The sequence below is a fragment of the Sphingopyxis sp. genome (assembly GCF_035565275.1).
In the GTDB taxonomy this organism is placed as follows: domain Bacteria; phylum Pseudomonadota; class Alphaproteobacteria; order Sphingomonadales; family Sphingomonadaceae; genus Sphingopyxis.
The window spans coordinates 13,286-26,170 of the sequence record NZ_DATMST010000320.1; the positions used below are offsets into that span (position 1 = coordinate 13,286).

General features: G+C 61.8%; 8 protein-coding genes. 3 read left to right on the forward strand and 5 right to left on the reverse strand.

Annotated features, from left to right (window positions below):
• Positions 1 to 31: 31 nt before the first annotated feature.
• Both VN047_RS20980 and VN047_RS20985 read left to right on the forward strand, forming a co-directional pair.
• Positions 32 to 3,097, forward strand: a complete 3,066-nt coding sequence (locus VN047_RS20980) for a TonB-dependent receptor domain-containing protein (RefSeq protein ID WP_325546145.1) — start codon at positions 32 to 34, stop codon at positions 3,095 to 3,097.
• 11 nt (positions 3,098 to 3,108) lie between these two features.
• Positions 3,109 to 4,044, forward strand: coding sequence for a glycerophosphodiester phosphodiesterase family protein (locus VN047_RS20985; RefSeq protein ID WP_325546147.1), 936 nt, complete (start codon positions 3,109 to 3,111; stop codon positions 4,042 to 4,044).
• A gap of 57 nt (positions 4,045 to 4,101) precedes the next feature.
• Here VN047_RS20985 and VN047_RS20990 read toward each other — a convergent pair whose 3' ends face one another.
• Complete coding sequence (locus tag VN047_RS20990; protein WP_325546148.1) at positions 4,102 to 4,425, reverse strand: hypothetical protein; 324 nt, start codon at positions 4,423 to 4,425, stop codon at positions 4,102 to 4,104.
• Positions 4,426 to 4,612: 187 nt separating this feature from the next.
• On the opposite strand from VN047_RS20990, the gene VN047_RS20995 reads away from it, so the two are divergent.
• Positions 4,613 to 5,068: an Lrp/AsnC ligand binding domain-containing protein gene (locus VN047_RS20995; protein ID WP_325546149.1), complete on the forward strand. Its 456-nt coding sequence runs from the start codon at positions 4,613 to 4,615 to the stop codon at positions 5,066 to 5,068.
• A gap of 4 nt (positions 5,069 to 5,072) precedes the next feature.
• Here VN047_RS20995 and VN047_RS21000 read toward each other — a convergent pair whose 3' ends face one another.
• From VN047_RS21000 to VN047_RS21015, 4 genes are all read right to left on the reverse strand, one after another.
• Positions 5,073 to 6,485, reverse strand: coding sequence for an amino acid permease (locus VN047_RS21000; RefSeq protein WP_325546151.1), 1,413 nt, complete (start codon positions 6,483 to 6,485; stop codon positions 5,073 to 5,075).
• Between the two features lie 127 nt (positions 6,486 to 6,612).
• The gene (locus VN047_RS21005) at positions 6,613 to 8,247 is read right to left on the reverse strand and encodes an amidohydrolase family protein (protein ID WP_325546153.1); all 1,635 of its coding nucleotides are present in this window, start codon (positions 8,245 to 8,247) and stop codon (positions 6,613 to 6,615) included.
• Between the two features lie 89 nt (positions 8,248 to 8,336).
• Positions 8,337 to 10,028 carry an amidohydrolase family protein gene (locus tag VN047_RS21010; RefSeq protein WP_414712740.1) on the reverse strand — a complete coding sequence of 564 codons (1,692 nt, stop codon included), beginning with the start codon at positions 10,026 to 10,028 and terminating at the stop codon, positions 8,337 to 8,339.
• A gap of 83 nt (positions 10,029 to 10,111) precedes the next feature.
• Complete coding sequence (locus tag VN047_RS21015; RefSeq protein ID WP_325546155.1) at positions 10,112 to 12,397, reverse strand: TonB-dependent receptor; 2,286 nt, start codon at positions 12,395 to 12,397, stop codon at positions 10,112 to 10,114.
• Between the last annotated feature and the right edge of the window lie 488 nt (positions 12,398 to 12,885).

Consider the following 12,885-nt stretch of genomic DNA (forward strand, 5'->3'; position numbering starts at 1 on the left):
TTTACGCTCGGCCGCTTCGATGGCAGCGATCATGGTGGCCGTTTGCCATCCTGCCGCCGCCCAGGCACAGGTCCGTAGCTTTGACGTCCCGGCGCAATCTGCATCGACCGGAATTCGCGAGTTCGCGCGGCAGGCCGGTATCCAGGTCACGCTGGCCGGCCGCGATGGTGACGGCCGGGCGACCAAGCCGGTTCGCGGCAGCTTCGAGATACGCGACGGGCTGACCCGGCTCCTCGCCGATACCGGGCTGACGGTCCGATCCTTCGACGGGAAAGTCGCCATCCTCGCGGCGAGTTCGGCCGATGTCGCAGATGCGGGCGAGACAATCACCGTCACCGGATCGCGCATTGCCCGCCCCGAACTGGAATCGGCAATGCCCATCGGCATCGTCAGCATGGAAGCGGGCCGGAAGGCCGGCAACACCACGGTCTATGAAACCGTCCTCCGCGACGTAGCGGTGGGCCCGGGCAACGGCCCGTACAACAGCGCGCCCGAAGGCCAGTATGACGGTGGCATGGCCACGATCGAACTGCGCAACATGGGGGTCAGCCGGTCGCTGACGCTGATCGACGGCCGGCGCCGCGTCTCGGGCGCGGCCTCGTCGTCGGCGGTCGATATCAACATGATTCCGTCTGGAATGGTCGAACGCATCGAGATCGTGACCGGCGGCGCCGCCGCGATCTATGGCGCCGATGCAGTGACGGGCGCGGCGAACATCATTACCCGGACCGATATCAAGGGGCTCGAGATATCGGCGACGACGGGCTTCACCCAGCACGGCGGCGGCAGCAAGTCGCAGATATCCTTCGTCGCGGGCACAAGCTTTTCCGACGATCGCGGCTCGATCACCATCGGCGGTACGTGGATGAAGAACAACCCGATCTATTTCCACCAGCGCTACGCCAGGAACACCAATATCAGCTACCAGACCAATCCGGAAAACACCGGCCCCGACGATGGCATTCCGGACCGCGTCATCCGGTACAATATGACGAACATGTACCTGCAGCCGAATGCGAACATCTATGTCGGCGGCAAGACCTATCTGCTGTCCCCCGACGGTTCGGCCTATGTCGGTGAATATGCAAATGGCTGCATATCGGGCTGCGGCACGTCGCGTGACGGCGGCGATGGCGGCTTTCCCCAGAGCCAGTACTGGAGCGACTTCCTGATCGCGCCGATCGAAAACTACGCCTTCATCGGCCGGTTCGATTACGCCCTGACCGACGGACTGAATGCCGACTTCCGGGTCGATTACGGCCGGTCGCGTTATGACGCCTATCGCCGCCCCTATCGCGACGACGATCGCCTGACCTGGCTGAACGGTGCCGGCGGCGCCACCGCCCGCCTCGACAACCCCTATCTGCCGGACTCCTTTCGCCAGATCATGCTGGACAATAATCTTGCCTCGACTGCCGTGCGCCGCAGCTACGAAAATTTCGGTCAGATGACCGACTATAGCGATCGCCAGAGCCTGACGGTCAGCGCCGGCCTCAGCGGCGAGCTGCCCGGCGGGTTGGAATGGGAAGCGTTCGGGCAATATGGCCGCAGCACCAATGACATCCATGCCGACAACGTCCCCATCGCCTCACGCCTGATCGCGGCGCGCGACGTCATTTCCGACCCCGTTTCGGGCGCGCCGGTCTGCCGCGATGCGACAGCGCGTGCCAACGGCTGCGTGCCGTTCAACATCTTCAGCGAGGCGCCGCTGACGGCGGAGCAACGCGGGTGGATGATGGCCACCCGCCGCAAACATCGCGAGCAGACCCAGAAGATTTTCGGCGCGAACATCGCCGGCAGCCCGTTTTCGCTGCCCGCCGGTGATATCCAGGCCGTCATCGGCGTCGAGCATCGCCGCGAATCGATCCACAATGTCGACGACAATGGCGCCGCGCCGCCCGACAAGGAGTTGTCGCACCTGGGTGCGTGGGCGCCCTATGAGCCAGAGCTCCGTGCATCGAACGATGTGTCGGAAGCGTATGGCGAACTGGTCGTGCCGCTGCTCCGCGACTTGCCCTTCATCCACAAGCTGACGGTCGAAGGGGCGTATCGCTATTCGGACTACAGCGATTTCGAGTCGACCCACACGTGGAAAGTCGGCGGTTCATGGATGCCCTTCGCCGAGCTGACGTTGCGCGCGGTGCGGTCGCGAAGCGTCCGTGTACCGAATTTCGGCGAACGTTATTCGTCGCGTGCGGTACAGGAAATCGGAGTTCGCGACGCCTGTCTGCAGACAAGCTATCAAGCGAACCCGACGCGCAAGGCGAATTGCGCGGCGTTGATGCAGCAACTGGGAATCCCCACACCTTATCTGCCCAGCGAGATCGGCACGGGATACGTGATTACCGGCGGCAGCACGGATGTGACGCCCGAAACGTCGAACAGCCTGACGCTCGGACTGGTCTGGCAGCCACGCTTCCTTCCCGGCTTCGATCTGACCGTCGACTATTGGAACATCAAGCTCGACAATATGATCGCCGCCATCGGTCAGCAGGACGTGCTGAACCTCTGCATGGATCTGCCGTCGATCGATAACCAGTTCTGCGACCGCGTTACCCGCGATTCTCGCGGTTATGCCGAGGGCGTCGACACGAGCTATATGAACGTGTCCGAGTCCGCAGCCGAAGGCATCGACATCGGGGCGAACTACCGGACGAATGTGGGGCCGGGCCGCCTGGCGCTGGCGTTGCGCGCCACCTATCTCGTCAATTTCGAGACCACGACCCTGCCCGGTGTCGAAACGAGCCGGATCATCTACGATGGCGGCTATCAGAACCCGCGCGTCCGCGCGAACATGTTCGCAAGCTATACTGTCGGCGACTGGGAGGTCGGGCTGAACACCCGCTTCTGGGGAAGCGCGGTCAACTACACCAATATGTCCGACGAAGCCTATGACAGGAACAAGCTCCCCGCGAAAATCTACAATGACCTGAACATCGGCTGGAACCTGAACGAGCAGGCCACGCTGCGCGTCGGCATCAACAATCTGTTCGACGTCCGGCCGCCCTATCGGCCGCGCACCTACTATCAGGGCGGCGGCGGCGTCTATGACGTCTACGGCCGTTACTTCTTCAGCAGCGTCAACTTCAAATTCTGAGGAGAACCGCGATGATGCAGGTCACGCATTTTCATAAAGCCCGCCGCCGGTACGCAGCGACGGGCCTCGCCACCATCGCCCTGATATTTTCATTCGCAGATGCGGCGGCAAAGCAACATCCGGCGGGCGAGCAAGCGGAGGAGCGGCCGCCCATTGCGGTCATCGCCCACCGCGGCGGTGCGCTCCTGCGTCCGGAGAATACGCTTCCGGCGTTCCGGCACGCCGAAGCACTGGGCGTCGAATTCCTGGAATTCGACATGGAGATGACCGCCGACGACCGGATCGTCGTCTATCACGATGCCGCCATCAACCCCGATTTCTGCAAAGCTGACGCCGGTTCCGCAGCCGTGCCCGCTCCCGTGCGCAAGCTTGACTTCGCTGCGATCCAAAAGCTCGACTGCGGATCTGGCGTGCGGCCGCAATATGCCGGGGGGCGCTTTGTCGCCGCACCGGGCGCCCATATTCCGGAACTTGGCGAGGTCCTGCGTGCGTTCCGCGGCAGCAAGGCCCGTTTCTTTGCAGAAACCAAGGTACCCAAAGACGCGGACGTTGATCCGGTCAAATTCGCTACGCTGCTGGAAGCGGCGGTGCGCGAAAACGGCCTCGAAGACCGGCTGATCCTGCAATCCTTCGATTTCCGCACGATCGATGCGCTGCACCGGATCAATCCGCGCATCCGCACCTGCCTGCTCGGCGTGCCGCGCCAGACGCGCGATTATCTCGCTGCGCTTCGCGAGCATCATGCAACCTGTATCGTGCTCAGCCACGACGAGGTCGACAGCGTCGAAACGCGCCGCCTGCAGGACGCCGGAATTACCGTCTTCTCCGGCGTCGCCGACGACGAAGGGCAATGGCGCAAATATACCGGCCTCGGGGTCGATGCCATCTTCACCAACGACCCGGAGGGGGTGATCGAATTCCTCAGGCGGTCCGGATTGCGCGACTGACGTCGCTCCGGGCAGCGGACCCCAACCGCGTGCCCGCCTGCCTTCCTCGCCCGCCAGCTATGGCCGGAGCCCGCTCGCGGCTTCGGCCATATGGGCGCCCGGCAACAGGAATGCATCATCGAGGGCCGCGTGGTCGAGCCCGCCGCTCGCCGCCGGAAACTTCTCCTGAAAACCTTCGATCCTGTCGGCGGCCGCGAGAACGCGCGCCTTCAGCCGATGGGCAAGCGAGTGCCGGACCGGCAGGCCGCTCGTGATCTTGACCCAGCTGTTCCAGCTGATGCCGATCTTCGTCATGATTTCGCACTGCCCGCCGACCAGCGGGGCGATATCCTCGACCAGCCGCGGATTGACGACGCACATGCGCTGCTTTCCGTGATTCATTGCAAATACTCCTCCAATCCATTTCCCCGGCACGCGCTTCCATCCAGACATCGGGTTGGCGCTCAAAACCACGTCATTGGCTGCAATTTTCTCTTAAATTTCAGAATCAATCCGGATTATCTTTGACCTTCTGGTAAAATGTAGAATTATCCTCGCATAATTTTCAAAAATATCAGGAGAATCATCGATGCTAACCGAAGCGGATCGCCGCATCCTCAAGGTGATTCAGGCAGAAGGCCGGATCACCAATCAGGAACTGGCCAATCGCTGCGGCCTGTCGCCGTCGGCGTGCTTCGATCGGCTGAAACGATTGCGCGAGCAGGAATATATTCTCGGCTTCCATGCGCAGCTCGACCCGAACAAGCTCGACCGGTCGCTGCTGATCTTCATCGAGGTCCTGATGGACCGGACGACGGGCGACGTGTTCAAGGAGTTTGCGGCGTCGGTATCGGTCATGCCCGAAATCCTCGAATGCCATATGGTGGCGGGCGGATTCGACTATCTGATCAAGGTCCGGGTTCGCGACATGGCCGCGTACCGGACGTTCCTCGCCGACACGCTGGTCCACATGCCCGGCATCCGCGAAACGCGAACCTATGCCGTTCTCGAAGAGGTCAAGAATGTGACGAGCCTGCCGCTGTAACATTCTATTTCACCAGCCCGGCCAGACGGCTTTTACGGGCGCCATAGGCCAGATAGACGACGATGCCGATCAGGTTCCAGATCAGGAACCGGCTCTGCGTGATCGCGGGCAGGCTGAAGAAGAGATAGATGCAGCCGCCGATCGCGATCAGGCCGACGACCCATGGCATCGGCGCGCGGAACACCCGCGGCAGATCCGGCCGGCGCACGCGAAGGATGATCAGGCAAAGGCCGACCGCGACGAACGCCGCCAGCGTTCCCGCATTCGCGAGTTCCGCGATTTCCGAGAGCGGGAAAAAGCCTGCGATTGCCGACACCACGATCGCGGTACCGATCGTGACCGCAACCGGCGTGCCCCGCCGGTTCAGCCGGCCCAGACGTTCGGGCAGCATCCGGTCGCGTGCCATCACGAAGAAGATGCGGCTTTGTCCGAACATGAAGGCAAGGATTACCGTCGGCAGCGCGACGACAGCGACCGCGCCGATCAGCGTTGCGGTGCCGGGATGCCCCAATGTCCGCAGGACGTGCGCGAGCGGTTCGCCCGAGTTCGCGAAGTCGAGAAACGGCATCGCGCCGATCGCGGCCGCGGCGACCAATATATAGACGATCGTACAAACGACCATCGACCCGATGATCCCGATGGTAAGGTCACGGCCGGGATTTCGCGCCTCTTCCGCCGCGGTCGACACGGCGTCGAAGCCATAGAAGGCGAAGAAGATGATCGCCGCCGCCGCCATCACGCCGCGCACCTGTCCGTCGACCTCGTGCGCGGCAAAGCCATAGGGCATGAAAGGCTTGAAATTTCCGGCGTCGAACGCCGGCAACGCGAGCAGGATGAAAGCCGCGAGCGCGCCGAGCTTCAGCACGACGAGAATGGCGTTGACCGAGGCGCTTTCGCGCGTTCCGACCAGGAGCATTCCGGCGACCCCCGCGACGATGAGGATCGCGGGAAGATTGATGATGCCGCCCGCATGCGGCCCCGCCGCGAGCGCGAGCGGAACGTCGATACCGGCCGCCTGCAGGAAGCCGACGGCATAGCCCGACCACCCGACGGCCACGGCCGCGCACACGACCGAATATTCGAGGACGAGGCTCCAGCCGATCACCCACGCGACGCCTTCGCCGATCACGGCATAACTATAGGTATAGGCACTTCCCGAAACCGGCATCAGCGTCGCAAGTTCGGCATATGCGAGCGCCGCGCACACGCAGACCAGCCCGGCAACGATGAAGGCGACAAGGACGGCGGGGCCCGCCCGTTCGGCGCCCACGCCAATCAACGTGTATATGCCCGTGCCGACGATGGCGCCGACACCGAGGGCCACGAGATGCCCCCATCCCAGCGTCCGGTGCAGCCGCTGCGCTTCATTCACGGCGGCGACCGTTTCGATCGATTTTCGTCGGGTAAAAAATGACATGGGGGTCCCCTGCCCGACCATGGCGATGATCGGGATCAACATCCGGTGACCGGCGCCATGCCTGCCGCAACGGAAAGGCAGGCGCCGGTATCTTGTACGGAACGGCTCTCGTTACTGTTCGAGCCGGCTACTGGCCGATTCTGGTCTTTTCGCTTTCGACCATCGCGGCAACATCCGCGAGCAGTTGCTTGGCGTCATAGACGATGCCGTCCTTGATGGTGAATTTCACCCCGCCGACGACTTCCTGCTTGTTCGTTTCGGAATTGAGCCGCTGGAAACCCGTGCCATAAAGCGTCTTCAGATTTTGCAGCGGATTTTCCGGAACGATCACGAGGTCGGCAAGCATGCCCGCCTTCACTGCGCCGATCGGCGGTGTCTCGCCGCGCGGCTCATACAGCGTCTTGGCACCCATCATCGTCGCGGCGCGGATGGTCTCGAGCGGCGAGAAGCCCGCTTCGCGCAGCAATTCCAGTTCTTCGACATAAGCGAAGCCGTAGACTTTCCAGATAAAGCCGGAATCTGTGCCAACCGTGACGCGGCCGCCCATATTCTTGTAATCGTTCATCAACTGCATGAAGAGACCGTAGAATTTCTTCCACGCAAATTCATTCTCGGTCGTCCAGTCGAAGAAATAGGAGCCGTGATTGTCGCGGGTCGACTGGAAATAATTCCAGAGCTGCGGCGTGGTGTAGCGCGCATGCCAGTCGGCATTGCGCGCACGCATCAGGTCGCGCGAGGCGGCGTAGATGTTGAAGGTCGGGTCGAAGGTGACGTGATTCTCCTTCTGCGCCTCCAGATATTCCTGCCACTGCTTGGTACCCGGGCCATAGACCTGATCCCATATCTCCGCGACTTCGCCGAAGCGATGCTGCTCGTTATTATAGTCATATTGCGGCGGGAAATCCTGGATCGCCCGGCCCTTGAGCAGCGATTCCATATGCCCGTAATAATGCGTGATCGTGTTCAGTCCGGCATCGCCCGCCTGGCGTCCGTTGAAATTGGCAACGCCGATCTGGCTGAGGTGCGCGGTCGTGCCGAGCCCGAGTTTCTTCGCTTCGTCGAGCGCGGCGGAGAAAACGTCGGGTGTCTCGTTCTCGCGATTGAAGAATTTGATCCCGTCGATGTTGTTCTTCGCGGCCCAGCGCACCCATTCGCGCGCCTTGAGCGGCGTATCGACCACGCCGCCCGACCAGCCGGCGCCCAGCGTCTGATAGTTGAAGATGCGCGGCGCCGCGATCTCGTTGCGCGCCGAGCGATCCTTCTCGCGGCTGGCGACCGCGGGCGCGCCCAGCGGAACCCCGCGTACCGTCGTCACGCCATGCGCGAGCCACAGCTTGTAGGCATAGCTCGCGTCGGGCGCCTTGTCGGCACCAGGCAGGTGAACGTGCATATCGGTGAAGCCCGGAAGGACATACATGCCCGTCGCATCGATTTCATAATCGGCGTCGGTCGGCGCGCGATTGGCTGCGGACGGAAGCCCCGGCCAGCCCGCCTGCTTGATCGAGGAAATCTTGTTTCCCTCGACAACGATGTCGAAGCGGCCGCGCGGCGGCGCCCCGGTACCGTCGATGATCGTCGCATTGCGGATCACCATCTTGCGGAAGGGTCCCGCGCCCTCGCCCTGCTTGCGCGCGGGTGCCCCGGCGCTGACCGGGAAGACTTCCGCTCCCGCCGCCGGCTTTTTGTTGTCGGCCTGATGCGCGGTCGCCGGCACGGCGAGTAACGCCGCCACAAGGGCGATTTTGGTTATCTTAAACTTCATTGGACCCGTTTCCCCGTTTCGATTGATCGATTTTTGCACTCAGATGGATCGATGGCCGGGGCAGCTTCGGCACCGCCCCGGCCATCGCGTCAAGGCAGCGGGACGCCCTCTTCGGGAAGCCCCATCCGCCGCTTTTCGGACTTCACCATTTCGGCGACGTCCGCGAGCAGCTTTTTCGCGTCATAGACGATGCCATCCTTGATCGTGTAGCTGACCCCGCCCACGCGCTCGAGCCGCTGCGTCTGTTCGTTGAGGCGCAGTGCTCCGGTTCCGTAGAGCGTCTTGAAGTTCTGGAGCGGATTCTCCTTCACCAGCACCATGTCGGCGAGCTTGCCGACGCGGACCGTGCCGATCGGCGGCGCGACATTGCCTTGGGGCTCGTAAAGGGTAAGCGCCCCGTTCAGCGTCGCGGCCTGCACGACCTGGGTGGGATTGAACCCGGCTTCTTGGAGCAGTTCGAGTTCCTCGACATAGCCGAAGCCATAGGTCTTGAAGATGAAGCCCGAGTCCGATCCGGTGGTCACGCGGCCGCCGATATTCTTGTAATCGTTCACCAGATGCATGAATTTCTTGTAGAAATTCCGCCACCGCACCTCTTTCTCGGTCGTCCAGTCGAAGAAATAGGAGCCGTGGTTTTCGCGCGACGACTGAAAGAAATTCCAGAGTTGCGGCATCGTATATTTGGCATGCCAGTCGGCATTGCGCGCGTGCATCAGATCGCGCGACGCCGCATAGATCGTCATCGTCGGATCGAAGGTGACGCCGTTCTTCTTCTGGCTTTCGAGATAGTCCTTCCACTCGTCGGTGCCGGGTTCGAAGCTTTCGCGATACAGGTTGGCGACGTTGCCGAAGCGATCCTGCTCGTCCATGTAGTTATAGCTCGGATCCCAGTTCTGGACCGGGCCTTCCTTCAGCAACGATTCCATATGGCCATAGAAATGGGTGACGGTGCCGAGGCCCGTTTCGCCCGCATGCTTGGCGTCCATCCGCGCGACGCCGACTTGCGACAGGTGCGCGACGGTCCCGATATGCTGCTTCTTCGCCTCGTCATAGATCGCCTCGAGGACTTCGGGCGGCTGGTTCGGATCGGCGGTCACCTTGATGCCGTCGATCCCGGCCTTGGCTGCCCAGCGCACCCATTCGCGTGCCTTTTCGGGCGTGTTCGTCACGCCGCCGGTCCAGCCGCGCCCCGATCCGGGGCGATGATAGGAATAGATGCGCGGAGCGGCGATTTCGTTTCGCGCCGAACGCGCCCGTTCGCTGAGCGCGATTTCGAAGGGCGCGAGATCGACGCCGCGCACCGAGGTGACGCCGTGCGCCAGCCACAGCTTGTACGAATAGCTGAGGTCGGGTGCCTTGTCGTCGCTCGATCCGTGAACGTGCATGTCGATGAAGCCGGGCAGCATGAACATGCCCGTCGCGTCGAGTTCATAGTCGGCATCGCGCGGCGCCCGCCCGGATACCAACGGCAGACCCGGCGTGCCGGCCGCCTCGATCGAGGTGATGATGTTGTTTTCGACGACCACGTCGACCGGCCCGCGCGGCGGCGCGCCGCTGCCGTCTATCAGCGTCACGCCGCGGATCACCATCTTGCGGAACGGTCCCGCACCCTCGCCCGGTTGCCGGGCCGGCGCCGCGACGGCGCCCGCTCGCGGTTTCACCGGTTCGGCGGTCGGCGCGGCATTTTGCGCCTGACCCGATGCCGCCGGAATGGAACATAACAGGCCGGCCGTCCCGACCATAAGCGTCCGCAATGCGGACAAGCGCAGTCTCTCCATCATAAGCTCTCCCCTGAAAACTCGCCAAGACAGGAATGTGTCACGAACCGGCGGGCACGGAGGGGCTCCTCCGTGCCCGCCCTTCGTCAACGGAACCGTTTTACGAGATTGATGCCGATCGTGCGCGGCGGCGCGCCATGCGTAATGGTCAGGCCACCCGTGTTCGCACTCGTCGACTTTGTGGTGATGGCAAGCGCATCGAACAGGTTGTTCACATACAGTTGCGCGCTCCAGTTGCCGTCGGGCGCCTGCACGCCGATCCGCGCATTGACGAGACCATAATCATCCACCTTGCGGCGGAAGACGTCGGTCGCGGCAAGCGTCGAATAGGACGAGCCGACATAGCTGCCGTCGATCCGCACCGATGCTTCAAGGCTGTCGCTCAGCCCCCACGCATATTCGGCCGATGCGCTGACGTTCCACTTGGGCACGAACGGCAGCCTGTCGCCCTTGCGGCCGGCGGCGACGACGATGTCGCTGACCTGATCCTCGGACAGTTTCGCGTCGGTGTAGCCCACGTTGGCGATCAGCGAGAGGCCTTGGACCGGTGTTGCGTTGAGTTCGAGCTCGACGCCCTTGATGCGCGCGGCGCCGACGTTCGAGATCAGGCCGAACACCGATCCTGTCCCGGCGGTGCGCGCCGAAACCTGCATGTTCGACCAGTCGATCTGATAGCCGGTCAGATTGACGTAGATGCCCTGGATCGGCTGGCTTTTGATGCCAAGTTCATAATTCCAGAGGCTGTCGGCGCTGTATCCGGTCAAGGCGACCGGGAGGCCGATGGCCTGGTTGACCCCGCCCGGACGGAAGCCTTCGGCCGCCTGCGCATAGATCATGAGGTTGCGGCTGAATTCATACGACAGGTTGAACTTGTGGACGAAGCCGTTTTCCGTCGTCTGCGCCTCGGTATAGGCGGACGGGACCGATGCGTAATGGATCTGGCCCTGCTCGACAACGCCGCCGACCGTCTTGTCATATTCGTACCAGCGGCTGCCGACCGTCGCAGTCAACTTGTCGAAGAACTTGTACGAAAGTTCTGCGAACAGCGCCTTCTGCTTCAGATGGTCGTTGATCGTGCGGTCATAATAGATGTTCTCCGGCTCGAACGGATTGAGCTGGCCGGTAAGCGGATTGGCGGTGAGCAACGTCGAGCGCACCCAAGATTTCCGGTCTTCCAGAAAGCCGCCGAAGGTCCAGTTGAACGGACCGCTGCCGGTCGACGAAAGCCGGACCTCGTTCGACCAGTTCTTGACGCTCTGCGGCTGGTAAAGGCTCGAAAAGAGGATCGCGTTGGTGAGGTCGAGATAGGAATCGAGCTGACCGGGCGTACAGACCGCCGTCGTATTGCCGAGCAGATAGCGCGAGCAACCGGCCGCATTGTCGCGGCCGTTGAAATTGTCGCTGACGTCGCCGACGGCGATGCGGTCGCGGTGAAAATAGGTCGAAACCGCGGTCAGCGCCACCGGCCCGAAATCATAGCGAAGCGTGCCACTATAGATCCGGTTTTCGTCATAATTGCCCGATTCCGAGCGCGCGTTGGTCGTGTGGCGCTCGCCGGTTTCGAAGAACCAGCGCGATGCGTCCGTCGACACCTTGGTGTAATAGGCGCCAAGATCGATCGTCAGATCGTCGGTCGGGGTGAAGCGCAGCAACGCACGGCCGCTGTAGCTGTAGCCGTCGTTGATATCCTTCGTGCCATAATAGCTGTTGTCGATATAGCCCGCGAACTGCTGATAGCTGCCGACGACACGCAGCGCGAGCTTGTCCGATACGATCGGCAGGTTGACCATGGCATCGACGCTTGCGCCCGGGCTTCCGCCCTTGACGGCCGAGAAATTAACGGCACCCGCGCCTTCGAGCAAATCCGTCTTCGGCTTTTCATAGATGATGCGAACCGTACCGCCCATCGATCCCGAACCATAGAGGGTGCCCTGCGGCCCGCGCAGAACTTCCGCCCGTTCGACGTCGAACACACGGAAATCGGGCGTGCTACCCGCAGCATCGCTGGTCGTGCCCACCGATCCCGCGACCGGCGATTCGTCATAATAGACGCCAACGGTCGGCTCGCCCGCTCCGACGACACCGCGCAGGATGACGCGCCTGTTGCCCGGACCATTGTCGACGATCCGCAGGCTCGGCGTGTTCTGCGTCAGTTCGGTGAAGCTCGTCGTCCCCTGCCGCTCCAGAGAATCGCCGGTCACCGCCGAAATCGCCAGCGGCGTATCCTGCAAGCGCGTGCCGCGCTTCAACGCCGTCACGACGATTTCGCCGCCCGCCGCGACATGCGTGACATCTTGCGTTTCCTGCCCGGTCTGCGCCTGTTCGTCCTGCCCTTCCTGCGCCATCGCGGGTGCGATTCCAGCCAGACACATGGAAGATACCAGAAGCGCCGCACGCACTGCCCTTGCGCGTGGACGAACATATATGTCGTAATCTTGCATTTAATTTTCCCCTTTTTTCAACTTTTCGGCCCATTTTGATTTTTTTTGAATGCTAACAGTTGGCCCTCCGAAGGTGCGTGGTTTTTCCACCGCAATGTCGAAACTAATTTCGCAATTTTGCAAAAAATCCGTAGTATCTTCGGAAGAGCAAAACTTGCCAGCCAAAAGCCTTTGCGCGATTCTGGCAGCACCCGATCGTACAAAGAGCGCGGGATTTCTAAATATCTATATGAAAAATATAAATATAATTTTCCATTTCCAGACGGAAATGGCTCCAACTCACGTGCAAATTCACCTAATCGCCAAAATCAGCAAAAGCGGATAATCGAAAGATGATCATCAGCTGGCACTTATTGCGAAATAATCTTCGACGGAGGCCGTGGGTGCGCCCGTCCATGCGCGGAAGCCCCCTTTCCGGC